General features: G+C 58.2%; 15 protein-coding genes. 14 read left to right on the forward strand and 1 reads right to left on the reverse strand.

Annotation, left to right across the window (positions count from 1 at the left end; genetic code table 11):
• The first annotated feature begins 145 nt into the window (after positions 1–145).
• From hutW to icd, 14 genes are all read left to right on the forward strand, one after another.
• On the forward strand, positions 146–1609 hold the full coding sequence (gene hutW / locus K0V07_RS11075; RefSeq protein WP_220621453.1) for a heme anaerobic degradation radical SAM methyltransferase ChuW/HutW: 1464 nt from the start codon (positions 146–148) through the stop codon (positions 1607–1609).
• A 458-nt stretch (positions 1610–2067) separates the two neighbouring features.
• Positions 2068–4392 carry a PAS domain S-box protein gene (locus K0V07_RS11080; RefSeq protein WP_220621454.1) on the forward strand — a complete coding sequence of 775 codons (2325 nt, stop codon included), beginning with the start codon at positions 2068–2070 and terminating at the stop codon, positions 4390–4392.
• A 61-nt stretch (positions 4393–4453) separates the two neighbouring features.
• Positions 4454–4903 (forward strand): response regulator, encoded by a 450-nt coding sequence (locus K0V07_RS11085; RefSeq protein ID WP_220621455.1) that lies wholly within the window; start codon positions 4454–4456, stop codon positions 4901–4903.
• Positions 4896–7136, forward strand: a complete 2241-nt coding sequence (locus tag K0V07_RS11090) for a PAS domain S-box protein (RefSeq protein WP_220621456.1) — start codon at positions 4896–4898, stop codon at positions 7134–7136. The genes K0V07_RS11085 and K0V07_RS11090 overlap by 8 nt, the downstream gene beginning before the upstream one ends.
• A gap of 398 nt (positions 7137–7534) precedes the next feature.
• A complete protein-coding gene (locus K0V07_RS11095; RefSeq protein ID WP_220621457.1) occupies positions 7535–7732 on the forward strand; it encodes a hypothetical protein in 198 nt (65 codons plus the stop codon).
• Between the two features lie 82 nt (positions 7733–7814).
• Positions 7815–8204: a hypothetical protein gene (locus K0V07_RS11100; RefSeq protein ID WP_220621458.1), complete on the forward strand. Its 390-nt coding sequence runs from the start codon at positions 7815–7817 to the stop codon at positions 8202–8204.
• A 4-nt stretch (positions 8205–8208) separates the two neighbouring features.
• A complete protein-coding gene (locus tag K0V07_RS11105; protein WP_220621459.1) occupies positions 8209–8721 on the forward strand; it encodes a transcriptional repressor in 513 nt (170 codons plus the stop codon).
• A gap of 168 nt (positions 8722–8889) precedes the next feature.
• The gene (locus tag K0V07_RS11110) at positions 8890–9477 is read left to right on the forward strand and encodes a LysM domain-containing protein (RefSeq protein WP_220621460.1); all 588 of its coding nucleotides are present in this window, start codon (positions 8890–8892) and stop codon (positions 9475–9477) included.
• Position 9478: 1 nt separating this feature from the next.
• A complete protein-coding gene (locus K0V07_RS11115) occupies positions 9479–10489 on the forward strand; it encodes a ParB/RepB/Spo0J family partition protein (RefSeq protein WP_220621461.1) in 1011 nt (336 codons plus the stop codon).
• Between the two features lie 122 nt (positions 10490–10611).
• Positions 10612–11085: a preprotein translocase subunit SecG gene (gene secG, locus K0V07_RS11120; protein ID WP_220621462.1), complete on the forward strand. Its 474-nt coding sequence runs from the start codon at positions 10612–10614 to the stop codon at positions 11083–11085.
• A gap of 60 nt (positions 11086–11145) precedes the next feature.
• Positions 11146–11982 carry an outer membrane lipoprotein-sorting protein gene (locus tag K0V07_RS11125; RefSeq protein WP_220621463.1) on the forward strand — a complete coding sequence of 279 codons (837 nt, stop codon included), beginning with the start codon at positions 11146–11148 and terminating at the stop codon, positions 11980–11982.
• 382 nt (positions 11983–12364) lie between these two features.
• Positions 12365–13042: a CopG family transcriptional regulator gene (locus tag K0V07_RS11130; protein WP_220621464.1), complete on the forward strand. Its 678-nt coding sequence runs from the start codon at positions 12365–12367 to the stop codon at positions 13040–13042.
• A gap of 135 nt (positions 13043–13177) precedes the next feature.
• Complete coding sequence (locus K0V07_RS11135) at positions 13178–14359, forward strand: pyridoxal phosphate-dependent aminotransferase (protein WP_220621465.1); 1182 nt, start codon at positions 13178–13180, stop codon at positions 14357–14359.
• A 6-nt stretch (positions 14360–14365) separates the two neighbouring features.
• Complete coding sequence (gene icd / locus K0V07_RS11140) at positions 14366–15598, forward strand: NADP-dependent isocitrate dehydrogenase (protein WP_220621466.1); 1233 nt, start codon at positions 14366–14368, stop codon at positions 15596–15598.
• Positions 15599–15679: 81 nt separating this feature from the next.
• Here the strand turns inward: icd and K0V07_RS11145 are convergent, their stop codons facing one another.
• On the reverse strand, positions 15680–16417 hold the full coding sequence (locus K0V07_RS11145; RefSeq protein WP_220621467.1) for a MauE/DoxX family redox-associated membrane protein: 738 nt from the start codon (positions 16415–16417) through the stop codon (positions 15680–15682).
• Positions 16418–16606 lie beyond the last annotated feature (189 nt).

A 16606-nucleotide genomic window follows, 5' to 3' on the forward strand; every position in this document is an offset into this window, starting at 1 on the left:
TCTCGGCTATAAGCTGACGGGATGGCATTTATAAGCCACCTTCCTTCTTTGCTATTAGGGCTCTTTAAGGCTTGGGCAGTTTGCATTAATGGGTTTCTGTTGAAACCGAGACTCAATTACAGAAAAAGCCAAGAAGGGGGAGACGATGAAACCGGAAAACTGCTATGTGCCCGCTGGGGCCGATCCATTGACGGAGGCATTTGCCTTTGCAGAGTCCATGCCCAAGCATGGCCGCGCAGCCAGGGGGGCTCGCCCGCTGGATAAGCCTTTTGCCGAGTGGGGTCCACGGCTCTTTACACATCGCAGTTGTAAGCCGCTCGCTCTCTACGTGCATGTGCCGTTCTGCCGTCATCGCTGCCTGTTCTGCCCCTTTTACCAGAATCGCAGTTCGGAGGAGTTCAGCGAGTACTACGCGGACCTGCTCATGCGGCACCTGGATCTGGTGGAGCAGGCGCTGGGGCAGGGGGCTGGATGCCGCCCGGTCGATGCGGTCTACTTTGGCGGGGGGACGCCGAGCGACCTGGCCGCTCCGGACCTGGCCCGCGTGCTGCGACGGCTGAAAAGCCTGTTTGAGATCACCCCGGAGACGGAGATCACGATCGAGGGGCGCGTCCGGGACTTTACGGTGGAGAAGGCGCAAGCCTGGCGCGAGGCCGGTGCAAACCGCTTTTCACTCGGGCTGCAGAGTGCGGATGAGGAGCTGCGCCGCCGCCTGGGAAGGTTAGCCGGACGTGAAGAGATTTTAAAGGTCCTGAATGGCCTGGCGGACACCGACGCGGTGCTGATTGTGGACTTGATGTTTGGGCTGCCGGGGCAGGACAGAGACCTGCTGCTGGAGGACCTGCGATTTCTGGCGGAGGAGACGCGGATCGACGGTCTCGACCTCTACGAGCTGATCCAGTTCCCGAATAGCCCGCTGGCCAAGGCGGTCGAGGGCGGACGGCTGGGGGTGCCTGCGGACCGTGCCGGACGGGCTCAGCTTTTCGGGGCGGCAGCCGAGGCGCTGGCCGGGTACGGATTTGAACACTTTACGCCGCAGCACTGGCGCCGGGGCACGCGCGAACGCTCGGTCTACAATCGCCTGGCCAAGAGCAATGCCGACATCCTGCCCATCGGCTCATCGGCCGGGGGTAACCTGAGCCGCGTCTCCATTATGATGGAGCGCGACATCGACGCCTATGCCGCAGCAATCGAGGCTGGAAACATCCCGGCTCGCTGTCTGGCTCCGACAGGTCCGATGGGGAGCCAGGAACGCTTTAAGTCAAACCTGTCCGAGTTTGCCGAGTATCTTAAGCTGCCTCCGGTCGACCTGTGGCCGGAAGAGGCGCAGGCGTGGGCAAAGCCGCTACTGGATAACTGGTGCGAGGCGGGGCTGATCAAGCATGCTGCCTCCGGGCAGGAAGCGGCCCCGCTCACGATGGCAGGCTCTTACTGGATCAAAACGATGCACAGCCTGCTGCTCGGCTGTCTCGCCCCGGTGGAGACGGCTAGCCCGATGGCTGGCCATCCGCATGCGGGTGGGGGAGGTCACCCGGGAGGAATGCCTCCCGACGGTATGCGGCCTGCGATGCATGGAGCCTCCGGGCATCCTCCGGGGCATCACGGATAGAGCTTTGCAGGGGCGGTATCCCGCAGCGCTTTTCGGGAGGTTATATATAGGCGTAAGCGCAGAGAGTAGAGGTGCGGTTGGGGCCATCTGAAGGGATTCTCTTCTTTGCTGTGACTTATAGCACGGGTCCAATAGGCTTTATCGCTTATCCCGGTATGAGCTGAACGTGCCCTTGGAGTGTAATAAGTAACGCGTTTAAGACCAACGTGCTGGTTTAGGCATCCCTTGTCGTGGCCGGTGGAGAGCCGATATTGATGCCGCTGAGAAGTGCCCAGGAATAAATATGGGGACGTTGGACTCTTTACTCGTAGAAATAATGTTAATTACATATCCCGCATGGGCGCATATGTTTGACGGATGTGAATTTTGTGTCAATTTAGGTATTCGACCTTAGTCGTTAATATTTTATCCTCTCTCCCCGATTTCGAGTCCGGTCTCTCTCTCCACCGCGTCTCACCATGAATCGCTATACCCGGCAGTCTCTCTTGCTTGGCGCTTTTAGCGCGATTGTCAGCATCGTCGTTCTGATAGGCTGGATTGCTGATATTGCTGCGGTCAAGAGCGTGGTTCGCGGGCTGGCGACGATGAAGTTTAACACTGCGCTGTGCTTCCTGTTATCCGCGGTTTCGCTCATCAGTATTGCCGTTGGTTGGCCTCGCATCGTTGCGCATGGATTTGCGGTGGCCTCGCTGTTTATCGCAGTGGTGACGCTCGGGCAGACCTGGATCGGTTTTAATATAGGAATCGACCAGTGGGCGGTGCGTGACCTGGCAACGGCTGCCGAGGACTTCCCGGGGCGTATGTCTACGGCGACTGCGTTTTGCTTTTCCCTGCTGGGGATAGGACTGATCCTGCTCTCCAGTGAGAAAAAAGGGAGCGTGCAGCTAGGGCAGGTCTTTTGCCTCGGCGCTTTTTGGGGCGGGATGATCGGCGTCAACGGCTACCTGCTGGAGTTCTCCTCGCTGTACAAGTTTTTCTGGTTCTCCTCCATGGCCATGCACACTTCGCTGCTGTTCGTGGTCCTGGGGCTGGGCGGATTACTGGCGAGACCTGACGAGGGGCTGTCTTCTGTCATTACCAGTAAGCGCATGGGCGGGCGCTATGCCCGGCGGCAGTTGCCGGTTGCTCTGATATTTCCGTTGCTGCTGGGGTGGCTGCTGATCCGGGGCGAGCATGCCGGTTATTATGACGCGTCGATTACTGTGGATTTGTTTGTGGTGGTCACGATCCTGGCCTTTGCGGTGATTATCTGGATTCAGGCGGGGGCTCTGAACCGTGCGCACCAGGAGATGGTCGACCGCAACCAGCGTCTGAGTGATGCCCTCCGGGAGAACGCCCTCTACCGGGCCGTGGTTGAGTCAACGGATGCTGCCATCGTCAGTGAAAATCTCAGCGGCACGATTACGAGCTGGAACCCGTCGGCCGAGCGTATTTACGGCTACACGGCAGATGAGATGATCGGGCAAACGATGGCCCGCCTGATTCCGCATGATGAGTATTCGGATGAGGCCGATGTGCTGAAGAGTATTCGGCAGGGCGAGCAAATGGGGCACTTTATTGCCAAGCGTCTGTGTAAGGATGGAACGTTGCGGGAGGTTTCTGTGGTCGCCTCTGCGATCTCGGATGAGCACGGCAAACCGCTCGGCCTCTCAAGGATCGCCCGCGACATCACGGCCCAGCGCGAGACCGAATTTAACCTGCTGGCCAGCCAGCGTGAGATTCACGACCTCAAGACGGCTCTTGATGAGCATGCCATCGTGGCGATCACAGACCCGCGTGGACGCATCACCTACGTGAACGATAAGTTCTGCGCCATATCAAAGTATTCGCGTGACGAGCTGATCGGGCAGGATCACCGCATCCTCAACTCCGGCTACCATCCGAAAGAGTTTATGAGCGACCTCTGGGGCACGATCTCCAAGGGGGTTGTCTGGCATGGCAAGGTCCGCAACCGTGCCAAGGACGGGGCGATCTACTGGGTCGATACCACGATCGTGCCCTTTATGGGTGAGGACGGTAAGCCGCGTCAATATGTGGCGGTGCGCTCGGACATTACGGATAACATCAAGGCGGCCGAAGAACTGGCCCGACAGGCGACCAAGCTGAGCCGCTCAAACAAGGACCTGGAGCAGTTTGCCTACATCGCATCCCACGACCTGCAGGAGCCGCTGCGCGCAGTGGCCGGCTGTGCCCAGCTCTTGAAAAAACGCTACGAGGGTAAACTCGATGAGCGTGCCGATGAGTTTATCACGCACACGGTCGATGGTGCCGAGCGTATGCAGCGTTTGATCCGCGACCTGCTGTCTTTCTCACGGGTCAGTACGCGCGGTGAGGAGATGCAGCCGATTAATCTGCGGGTGCCGCTGAAGAACGCGTTGAAGAATCTTGAGGCGCTCTGTCAGGAGACTGAGGCGCAGATCACCCATGATCCCATGCCTGATGTGAAGGGGGATGCAGGTCAGCTCACCATGCTCTTTCAGAACCTGATCGGCAATGCGTTGAAGTTCAGTGGCGATCAACGACCGGAGATCCATATCTCTGCGACTGAAAAAGACGGCGTGTGGGAGCTGGGTGTGCGCGATAACGGTATCGGCATCGAGCAGGATTACTTTGACCGCATCTTTGTGATCTTCCAGCGCCTGCACACCCGCGATGAATACTCCGGTACGGGTATCGGGCTGGCGCTGTGCAAGCGCATCGTCGAGCGCCATGGGGGGCGCATCTGGGTGGAGTCGACGCCCGGCAAGGGCAGCACCTTTTCATTTACGCTTCAGGATGACTAGCAATCATGTAAATAAATAGTTTGGAATAAATAATAATTTTAATTATCCTATATTTAACACCATGAAAATGAGCACACGTCCCGTCGAAATCCTGCTGGTTGAAGATAGTCCGGCGGATGTTATGCTGACGCGCGAAGCCCTGGAGTACTCCAAGGTCTTAAATGTGCTCCATGTGGTGCAGGATGGTGTCGATGCCCTGGAATTTCTGCATCGGCGCGGTAAGTATAAAGATGCCTCTCGTCCGGGCTTAATCCTGCTCGACCTGAACCTGCCCCGTAAGAGCGGGCGTGAGGTGCTGGCCGAGATTAAAGGCGATCCCTCTCTGCAGCGCATTCCGGTCGTGGTGCTGAGCACATCGAGTAACGAAGATGACGTTGAAGCTGTCTATGGCCTCCACGCAAATTGCTACGTGGTGAAGCCGGTCAACTTCGACTCATTTTCACAAATAGTGAGGTCCATCCATGATTTCTGGTTCTGTGTCGTCGAACTCCCCCACGACGAAGATGCCTAAGCCGCACAGCTTCCGCATTCTTCTGATCGAGGACAACCCCGCCGATGTCCTCATTCTGGAGTCGTTGTTGGAAGAGGTGAATGATCTGACTTTCGACCTGTCGCATGCCTCCCGAATGGGTGACGGTCTGGATATGCTTTCCGGGGAGCGTTTTGATGCCGTGCTGCTCGATCTCGGCTTACCGGATTCACAGGGGGAGCAAAGCTGTTTACGCCTGAAACGCGAGCATCCCGATGTGCCTGTGCTCGTCCTCACGGGGCTGGAGGATGAAGACGCTGGCACGCGAGCCCTGCGGGTCGGGGCGCAGGACTTTTTACGGAAAAACTCTTTTGAGGGCGCTCTGCTGGGACGCTCCATCCGCTATGCGGTCGAGCGCCAGCGTATTGACAGCGAACTACGCAAAAAGACTCGTCAACTGGCGGCCAGCGAATCACGCATTCGCCAGATCATTGAGTCAAATGTGGACGCTATCCTCGTTGTCGATCGTGACAAGGTCGTGCAGTTCGCGAACCCCGCTGCCGAGGATATGCTGGGCGAGCGTTTGCTGGACTTGATCGGTCACCCCTTCAGCTATCCCGTTTCCGAGGATGAGCCCTGCGAGCTTAAAGTCCCCCACCGGGATGGCTCATGCCGCGTGGTCGAAATGCGGGTGAGCGAAACCGTCTGGAACGACGAGGCGGCTTTCCTCGTTACCATGCGCGACGTCACAGTGCGCAAGCGTAACGAAGAGCTCCTGAAACGCGATGCGGAGATCCTCTCACGCCTGCGCGATGCGATCATCTTTACCGACCTGGAGTCGAAAATCCTGTATTGGAATCAGGGGGCGACAAACCTGCTGGGCTGGACAGCGGAGGAGATGATCGGCAGGTCCTACCTCTCGCGCTACCCCAAGAGTGAGCGTACGGCCACGCTGGATCGCATGGAGATCCTGCGCACCGGTCACTCCATCCATCGTGAGCGTCAGGAGATCCGCAAGGACGGCTCAAAGGTCTGGGTCGAGACGCTGGCCTATGCGACACAGGATGTGGACGGCCACCCCAATGGCTTTCTGGCCATCCTGCGCGATGTTTCGGATAAACGTAAGCTGGAGGGCCAGCTCAGTCAGGCGCAGAAGATGGAGGCCATCGGCACACTGGCCGGAGGCATCGCCCACGACTTCAACAACATCATGATGGCCATCAACGGCTATACCCAGTTAGCCAGCATGGCATCGACGCAGCCCGAGGTGACAGAGAACCTCGCCACTGTGACTAAAGCCTGCTCGCGGGCGACTGCGTTGATCAAGCAGATACTGACCTTTAGCAGGCAGGAGCCGCTGGAGCGCAAGGTGACGAAGCTGCACGAGGTCGTCCAGGAATCAATCGGGCTGCTGCGTGCCTCTCTGCCGTCGTCGATCGAGATCAACAGCAAGATCGAGCCATCTACGCCCACGGTACTGGCCAACGGCGGGCAGATACAGCAGGTGCTGCTCAACCTCGGCACAAATGCCCTGCACGCGATGAAGGAGCGCTCCGGACATCTGGATGTTATCCTGGAACCTTTCGAGGTGGACGGCCATGTCGCTGAGCAGAACCCGAATCTGCAGCCGGGTAAGTACGCGCGCATATCGGTGTCGGATAGCGGACACGGGATGAGTAAGGAAACCCTGCGGCGCATCTATGACCCGTTTTATACCACTAAGCCGGCAGGCGAGGGGACCGGCCTCGGGCTGGCAGTGGTGCATGGGATCATGAAGTCCCACGATGGCGCCATTACCGTTTATAGTCAGCTTGATGTGGGCACGACATTTCGCCTTTATTTTCCTGTTCACTTAGATACGGTAGAAGACGTGGATGATGAAGCGGCACCCGTACCCCAGGGCCATGGCGAGAGAATCCTCATCGTAGATGACGAGGAATCCCTGCTTTTACTGGGGCAGAAAACACTCGAGATGATCGGATATGAGGCCGAAGGCTGCTCCGATCCTCAGAAAGCTCTCGAAAAGGTGCGACAGCAGCCGGATCGTTATAGCCTGATCATGACGGATGAGACGATGCCGCGCATGACGGGGATGGATTTTGCGAAAGAGCTCATCAAGCTGAACCCCGAGCAGCGCATCATTCTCACCACCGGCTACTCGGCCAAGCTGACCTCCGATGTGATCGCCTCGGCCGGGATACGCGCCCTCCTGCCCAAGCCGCACAGCATGCACGCACTGGGGACGCTCGTGCGAAAAGTTCTGGACGAGTCCTGATCTCCAGGGGCCGTCATCTTACGGCTAGAGCAGGGTGGTGTGGTTTTGGTAACGTGCCTCCGGTGACTTCCTGTCGGAGGGAGACCAGGGTCTCTCGCGCATGGCTGTCGTGTGTTTTCTCACGCAGGAGGGTAGCCTTTTTCGACTGCTTTGGGGACGCGCCTTTGGCTTATGCATAGCCGCACTAGTGCTAAGGTTGTATCGGCTTCGAAGAGGGTGATGCGGGATAGCGAGACTGCCGCTCCATCGCCGCTGAGCCTGCTTTGCAATTGAGATTCACGCTCAAATGGTGCGAGACCGCATCTCATTAGCAAATGCCTGTTGTTTGCATCATAGACTGGAACAAAGGGTAACCTTATGCTTAATTATTACCCATAACTTCAACCAAGGATTGATTTATGGAAAAGACAATGACCGCCACCGCCACATGCAGCAAATGCGCCTACTGGAAGAGTGTTTCCAGCGACAAGGGTGAATGCCGCCGTAATGCCCCCCAGTCCGTCGTCTTCGCCGTTGACGAAGATACGCGCTTCGAAACGCGTTTCCCGGAAACCGGCTCCGCTGACTGGTGTGGGGAATACTCCGCCAAGGCCTAACCGGGCAGGGTGATTTAGAAAAAATCACCTGACAGGCATTTTATTCTTGCGATTGGGTCTCATTGGCATCTAGATGGTGTCAATGAGCGCCCAATTTTTACATGAGGTCTTGGTACCGCTTAGCGACGCCTTCTACAAACAGGCAGATGCCATTTTGGATCTGCGTGAGCACGCGCTGAGCAAGCAAAACCCAGGGCGCTGTGTCTCCTGCTACTTCAAGCTGTTTAACGCAGCCCGGGGAGACAAGGTCCGCCGCCTGAACGCTCTGCGCAAGTGGCTGGAAACAAACCTCGTCGTCGTGGCCAAGGATGACCAGGACCAGCTCCTGGAGCACATCCCGCTCTTTCTGGACGACGCCGATCTGGAGTCATTCTGCCAGCGCATGCTGCAGGAGGTGATCCATAACCGGGTCTACAACAGCAAGCGCATCGAGCTGCAGTTCGCCTTCAAATCTGACGGTCTCGCTGCCTGAGCGTATGGCGGAAGCTGCTGAGAGCCCCTCGGATTACCTGATTGCCCAAGCCTACGCCTACTGGCGGACGAAGGGCAGCTCAGTGACCGTTGTCCGCAAGATCATCTGCGAGGTCGCCTTACGCGCAGCGGATGCCTTTGACGCGGAGACGCTGCTGGCCCGCTGCCGCCGGGAGGACAGCCAGATATCGCTTTCGACGGTCTACCGTACGCTGGGGCATCTCGTAGACGCCCATGTGCTGCACGAGGTGCAGGGGCCGGGCGAGAAAAAATGCTACGCTCCGGCCAATGCTGGCCAGCCGGGCCAGAGCCACGTCGTCTGTCAGGACTGTAAGCAGGTTTTCCCGCTGGAGGACCCTTGCCTCGTCCTGCGCGAGGGAGCGCTTGCCCGCAAGCAGGGCTTCAGTCCGAAAAATGTCAGCCTGCGCCTGGAGGCCAGCTGTGACCAGTTGACCGAGCTCGGGATCTGCGACCGTAAAAAGGACGAGGGCAACAAGGACAAGAAGCCGGCTAAATAGCCCGGTCTCGCTCTTTCTATATAGAGAGCGGTGTTTCTTTAAAAACCTGCTTTGAGCGAAACCCTGCCTCCGCGTGCAGCGGAAACTTTTCGTTAATATTTCTTCTTGCGCGCTTTGGGCATAACCGAAGCTTGCCAACAAATCCGCACGGCCTAATCTCAGTGCTTTATGATGAAATGTTTTCTGACGGGATGTCTCGTGTGGCTGGCCGCGATCCCCGCGGTGATGGGCCAGACCCGTATCACCCTGGCCGATGTCTATCAGCAGGTTGAGCAACTTCGGGCCCAGGTGGGGCGGCTCCAGCTAGATATGGAGGCGCTTCAGCGCGAGAACGATGCTCTGCGCAAGGCAGTCGAAGCACAGTCGCGCCAGCAGAACGCGCTCGTCAGCCAGTATAACCAGCTCACCGCGCAGGTGAATGCGCAGCTCGGCACCCTGCCTGACCGAGAGCAGGCCCTGAAAAAAGAAGTTTATGCCGAGATGACGCGGCAGATGAAAGATCTGGCCAGCCAGACGCAGCAGGGCTTTGAGCAGATCACAAAGGCCCGCGCCTACAGCCAGCAGAGCCAGACCACGACTTTTGACCAGGACTATCCGCAGACCGGCGTGCCCTACGTCGTGCAGTCCGGCGACAGCCTCTCCAGTATCGCCCGTAAACTCAACTCCACCGTCCGCGACATCCAGAACGCGAACAAAATCAGCGACCCCCGTAACCTGAAGGCGGGAGAAACCATTTTCGTGCCCCAGCGTAACTAATATGGCTCAAGCGAAGAAACGACTCGGCCGCGGCCTCGGCAACCTTATCGCCGGCGGCGTCGCCAAAAAAGAAGCTCCCGAGCCGACCCCGGCTCCTAAAAAGTCGAAGGGCAGCAAAAAGGAAAAGACCAGCGTAAAGCCGATCAAGCGCGCTGCACCCAAGCCTGCGCCCGCTCCCGAGAAGGTCGAGCCCGCGCCTGCACCGACCCCGGCCCCCGAGGGCCCGTACCGGGAGATCGATGTCTCCACCATCGAGCCCAGCCCCTACCAGCCCCGCCGCGCGATGAACGGCGAGCAGGTTAAGGAGCTGGCCGAGAGCATTCGCTCGGAGGGGCTGCTGCAGCCCATCGTCGTGCGCCAGCGCGGCAGTAAGTACGAGTTGATCGCCGGGGAGCGCCGTTGGCGCGCCCACCTGCACCTGGGGCTGAAGAAAATTGCCGCCCGCGTCATGGATGCCTCCGACAGCTCGTCGGCCGTGATTTCCTTGATCGAGAATGTCCAGCGCGAGGGCTTGAACGCGATTGAAGAGGCGCTCGCCTACGCCAGCCTGATGGGTGACTTTGACCTCACGCAGGAGGCGGTAGCCGAGCGCGTGGGTAAGGGCCGTGCCACCGTGGCTAATGCTCTGCGCCTGCTCCAGCTCGACCGGGAGATCCAGGGCTATGTTGCCAAAGGGATGCTCTCCGCCGGACACGCCAAGGTCCTGCTCGGGCTCGAAGACCCGGCCCAGCGCCTGCTGCTGGCTCGCCGCATCATCGAGACCGGTATGAGTGTGCGTGAGGCCGAGAAGCAGCTGCACCGCCTGAAAGGGGAGGGGAGCAGCCAGCACCATTTGCACCGGAGTCCTGCCGAGGCTGAGAATACCATCGTCCGCGACCTGGAGAAGCAGATTGCCACGCGGCTCAATACCAAGGTCCACCTCAAGCACACCGCTAAAAAGGGGCGCCTCATTATCGAGTACTACGGTAACGAAGACCTGCAGCGCATTCTGGAAAAAACCGGCCTGCAGTGATTTAGCTGTGACCCGTGGGGCAGGGCCCCATCATTTTGCCAGCGGGTGCAGCCTGTAGATTTCGGCTTGAACTGGGTGGAACTTTTCCCCATTTTCGGACTCTTTTTCAAGAAAGTCATTCCATGAGCGGTATTATCCTAGGTTTCTTTACGGTCGTCCTGATCCTTATCTGCGGCTTTATTACACTGATCGTCCTGATGCAGCGTGCCAGCACGAACGCTGGCATGGGCGCCTCCCTCGGTGGCGGCGCTGCTGAGTCCGCCCTCGGCGGTGGTGCCAGTAATGTTCTGGTGCGCGGCACGATTATCGGGGCTGCCCTGTTTTTCATCGTGGCATTCGGCCTTTATCTGGGCTTTATGGCCAACTACGACGAGCAGCAGGTTGCCAAGGGTGCCGCCCTGCCCGGTATGAGCGAGTTTGAGACAAAGGCTCCCCTGCCGGACCTGACCGATGTGCCCGCCTCGGAGGAGGCCGCCGCCTCGACCGCTGGCAGCGGTACCAGCACCGTGAATGTCGGCGAACCGACCGGTATCGAGGCCGCCCCGGCACCGGAATCCGCTCCGGCTTCCGACGCAGAAACCCCGGCTGCCCAGTAAGGGGCTATGGGCGTCTTTGCGAAAAAGCTTTTTCGGCGGTGCGCCTGCACCGCGTTTGCCTTGTGCTGTCTCGCGGGCGCCGCTCATGCCCAGGCTGCCAAGCCCGGGGAACGTGGTCGTGCCGCTCAGGAAGTCACCCCGCTCACGCTCGAAGAAGGGCGTGCGCAGTTGGAGGCCTTCCAGCGCCAGCGACTGAGTGGGGATTATGTTTTCCGGTTCGAGCTGGTGCACTATCCGCGCCGCGGCGATAAGGTCAGTTTCGAGGGTTACCTCTGGGGGACCTGGAACGCCGAGGGGCCGCGCAATCGTATCGTAATCTGGAATGACGATAACTCCACGGCTCCGGCGGTGGACATGATCGTGCAGAACGGCCTGAACCCAAAGGTGTGGGTCGCCGGTAAGGACGGCCGCGCGGTCGAGATGCCCAAGGGCCAGATGCGCGATCCTCTGCTCAAGGATATCGTCTACACGCCTTTCGACCTGTTGATGCCCTTCGTCTACTGGGAGAACTTCGACTATGCCGGTAGCGAGCGCCGCTCCGGCCGCCCGAGCGATACTTTTATCATGCTGCCGCCTCCGGGCTGGGAAAAGAATGCTCCCGAGCTGAAGGGCGTTGCGATCAGTCTCGACCGGAACTTTCGTGCGCTCAACAAAATCGAAGAGCTCGACAAGGACGGCCAGCCGATGCGCACATTCAAGGTCGTGAGCTACAAGGAAGTTGACGACCAGTACATCGTTAAGACGATCGACTTGGTGGACGAAAGAAGCCGCGACAAGACTCGCTTCGTCGTCCTGGCTGCCGCTGTTGGCGTAAACCTGCCCGCCTCGACGTTTGACCCCCGTGCGATTGGTCTGGGCTTGCCGCCCGTGCGCGGTCTTCCCTTTAAGGGGATCTGAGCGCAGCCTGGCGAGTACGCTATATTAGACTGAGACGCGGCACGCTGGTTCGCGTCTTTTTTTGTGCTCGCTGCTCGGGATGTGAGCGTTGGCCGTGTGAGTCCTTGGGGAAGGGGAGGGCTGTATCGAAATCTAATGACGTCACATGCGCTTTGGGCGATTCTTCGGAAGGAGGTCTTCGGGGGCTGTGGGGTTCGGCTGTGTAGTGAAAGCTCGGCACAGCGGCAGATGAGGCATTCGTCTGCATGGGTTAAGCTATGTTTTTATCTTTGGGACGGACGCATATTTTTGTTGCCTGTTATCGTTGTCCTGATTTAAAGATGACTTGTCGTCGTAAGGACATATCAACGACGGCTATAATTAATCCAAGATGGCAGCGCATATGCAAAAGACGTTCCCTATTACCTTCGACATCAGTCAGGAACAATACCGCCAACTGAAAAAGCTTCAGCGTCAGTTTGGTCTGGGTTCGATCAGTGAGCTCGTGCGTCTGGCTGTTTCGCGATTTAACTTTGCACAAGTCCCCCAAACGGCTCAAGAGCACCAGCAGATCTCGGTGCGCCTGGGGCAGGAGGACAAGGCTGTTTTAAGTAAGACTTCAAAGGCTAGAAAGATCAGTGTCGGGGAATTACTCCGCACTGCCTTGGACGAGCTTTTCGCAAACCTTCCCGACAGGGAAAGCGTCCAAACCCAAACTAGAACGAACATGCCTACAAAGAAAACAGCCAAGAAAAAAGCCGTCAAAAAAGCTCCGGCCAAAAAGGCCGTGAAGAAGGTGGCTAAGAAAACTGTGGTCAAAAAGGCTGCCAAGAAGGCCGTCAAAAAGGCCCCGGTGAAGAAGGTCGCCAAGAAAAAGGTGGTTAAGAAGGTTGCCAAGAAGGCAGTCAAAAAGGCTCCCGTAAAAAAGGTCGCCAAAAAGAAAGTCGCTAAGAAGGCCGTCAAGAAAGCCGTGAAGAAGGCTCCGGCCAAGAAGGCAGTTAAGAAAGCCGTCAAGAAGGCACCTGCCAAGAAAGTGGCTAAGAAGACCGCCAAGAAGAAGGTAGCCAAGAAAAAGAAATAACTTTGGACGGAAGCGTGACTTCAAGCCGGTTTTTATGACCGGTTTGGAGTGACAGTGCCAAAAAAGGGGTTGCTTTGCGCAAGCATTTGGCAACCATCGCTGGTTATCGCTATTAACCAGCGTTATTTTAAGGCAATGTCACAAGATCGTTTATCCGTTTGGGCCAAAGGCATATCCCCGTCTCCAACGCTTGCCGTCGATGCGAAGGCAAAAGCCCTCAAGGCTGAAGGCAAGGATGTATGCGGGTTTGGAGCCGGCGAGCCCGATTTTGATACGCCCGAATTTATCAAGGAGGCGTGCGTAGAAGCTTTGCGCGCGGGGCAAACCAAGTATTGCCCCGCCGCCGGCTTGCCGGCCCTGAAGAAGGCGCTGGCCGAGAAGTACCAGCTCGATAATAACCTGGAGGTCGATCCGGCCCAGGTTGTTGTCAGCCCCGGTGGTAAATACTCCTGCTATCTGGCCATCCTGGCCACCTGCGGGCCCGGTGACGAGGTCGTCATCCCGGCTCCGTACTGGGTGAGCTACCCGGAGATGGCTAAGCTGGCCGGTGCGACGCCGGTCATCGTCAGCGCTGGAGAAGAGGCGGACTTTAAGATCACCGCCGATCAGCTGCGCGAGGCCATCACGCCGAAGACCAAACTGGTCATCCTCAACAGCCCCTCGAACCCGACGGGCACGATCTACACGCCCAAGGAAATTGAGGCGTTGGTTGAGGTATGCCTGAGCGCCGGTGTGCTGATCATGTCGGACGAAATCTACGAGTACCTGCTCTATGATGACGTCAAGCACCTCAGCCCTGCCTCGCTGAGTAAGGAAGCCGCCGCAGCGACGATCACCGTCTCCGGCTTCTCGAAGACATTTTCCATGACCGGCTGGCGTCTGGGTACGCTGGTCGCAGACCCTGCCATCGCCAAGGCCGTGGGCAACCTGCAGAGCCAGACCTCCTCGAACGCCACCACCTTCGCACAGTTTGGTGCGCTGGCCGCGCTGCAGAAGCGCGACGAGGCGCAGGCCGCTATCGCACAGATGCTGGAGGTCTTCGACCGCCGCCGCCTGAAGCTCCTCAACGGCCTCAATGCGATCAAGGGCATCACCTGCCGCCGCGCGCAGGGTGCTTTCTATCTTTTCCCGTCAATGTCCAGCTTCGGGTTGAGTTCGACGGACTTTGCTGCCAAGCTGCTTGAGCAGGAGCTGGTCGCAGTCGTGCCGGGCGTTGCCTTTGGTGCGGATGCGTGTATGCGCCTGAGCTACGCGACCTCCGATGAGGTCATTGACAAAGGACTTGAACGGCTGGCGCGTTTCTGCCAGCAACTCTAATCTATCATGAGCGAAAAAATCACCATTGAGAACGGTACTCTCATCGTGCCGGACAAGCCCGTCCTTCCCTTTATCGAGGGTGACGGCACCGGCCCGGACATCTGGAACGCTTCGGTTCGCGTCTTTGACGCCGCTGTCGAAAAAGCCTACGGCGGCTCGCGTAAGATCGAGTGGCTGGAAGTGCTCGCTGGCGAAAAAGCCTTTAATCAAACCGGCGACTGGCTGCCGCAGGCCACGCTCGACGCCTTCAAGGAATACCTCGTCGGCATCAAGGGCCCGCTGACCACTCCGGTCGGTGGCGGTATCCGCTCGCTGAATGTCGCCCTGCGCCAGATCCTGGACCTGTACGTGTGTCTGCGTCCGGTGCGTTGGTTCGAGGGTGTGCCCAGCCCGGTCAAGCGCCCTGACCTGACCGACATGGTGATCTTCCGTGAAAACTCCGAGGACATCTACGCCGGTATCGAGTTCGAGAACGGCACCGAAGACTGCGAAAAGCTGAAGGCTCTGCTGAAGGAAAACTTCCCCGGCCCGTTTAGCAAGGTTCGCTTCCCGGACACCACCGGCCTCGGCATCAAGCCCGTCTCCAAGGAAGGTACCTTCCGCCTGGTCAAGGCCGCCATCCAGTACGCGATCGACAACGAACGCGACTCGGTGACCCTCGTCCACAAGGGCAACATCATGAAGTTCACCGAAGGCGCCTTCCGCGACTGGGGCTACCAGTGCGCGAAGGAAGAGTTCGGCGCGACTGAGCTCGACGGCGGCCCGTGGTGCTCCTTCAAGTCGCCCAAGACCGGTAAGGACATCATCATCAAGGACGTCATCGCCGACGCCATGCTGCAGCAGATCCTCACTCGCCCTGCCGAGTACGAGGTGCTGGCCACGCTGAACCTGAACGGTGACTACATCTCCGACGCGCTCGCAGCCTGTGTGGGTGGCATCGGTATCGCTCCCGGCGGTAACATCAACTACACCACCGGCCACGCCATCTTTGAGGCTACCCACGGTACCGCCCCGAAGTACGCCAACCAGGACAAGGTCAACCCCGGCTCGGTCATCCTCTCCGGCGAGATGATGTTCCGCTACATGGGCTGGACCGAAGCCGCTGACCTCATCATCAAGGGTGTGAACGGCGCTATCGGCAGCAAGACCGTGACCTACGACTTCGAGCGTCTGATGGACGGCGCGAAGCTGCTCAAGTGCTCCGAGTTCGGTGACGCTATCGTCGCCAACATGGACTAAGGCACACTGCCGCGTATCCACGATACCTTTACAAGCCAGCCGGTTCTCCGGCTGGCTTTTTTTTGTGCGCGGGTGGGGTGGCTACAAGGCCTTCGCCATCATCCACACGGCCATCGCGATCATCATCAGGTTTTCCGTCAGCGAGATGAAACCGAGTGGCACACTGCTGTCACCGCCTACGCAGGCACATTTCAGGTCGCGCTTTTCGACGTAAACGGCTTTGATAATCGATACAGCCCCAATCCCGCTTGCGATGAGCACCACAGGGGCGACGATCCACGTCAGCAGGCCTGCGATCATGAGTATGCCGCCTCCCGCCTCGATGAAGGCGTAGAGATACGCGTAGGGCACATAGCGTTGGGCTACGAGGTCGTACTGGACAAAGCCGGTGGCGTAGCCTTTTAAGTCCTGGAGTTTCTGAATGCCGAGTGCACACATACTGAAGGCGATAAACAGCTCAAGGATGCGTATGATATTCAGCGCCCCGAGCATGGCCCAGGTCGTGGTCAAAGCCATCAGCAGGGTGACTGCGAAGATGGCAATGACTGGCTGATAGGTTTCGCCTTCTTTCGGGTCTGGGCTTTTGCCAAGGTGTTCTCGCAGTTCGTCGTAGCCCCCGAGGTGCTTTCCTTCGATAAAGATTTGCGGAGTTTCATCGTACCCATGCTCCTTCTGGTAAGCCTTGTTGGCGTCCATTGATTCGAGGTGGTGGTCGTCTACCCGATAGCCGTTTCGCTTGAGTAGATCGAGTGCCTTGATGCCCCAGGGACACAGGTGGTCGGGCGTTACCATTCGGTAGATCGTGGCATTCTTTTTCATGGTAAATCCGTTGGTTTAATCGTTCGTTGGCCCGCCGAATCTCTCAGGGGCGGGCTGCTTTGTATGAACTACTATAACGCAGCCTGAGCGTTATTTCCAACGGATCACCGGATCGACCGCAGTCACGGACCCGGTTTTAAACAGCTTTACGCAAGCTGTGCCCGTCCAGTTTCCACCCCGTAAATGAGG

Source organism: Ruficoccus sp. ZRK36 (assembly GCF_019603315.1).
Taxonomy (GTDB): Bacteria; Verrucomicrobiota; Verrucomicrobiia; order Opitutales; family Cerasicoccaceae; genus Ruficoccus.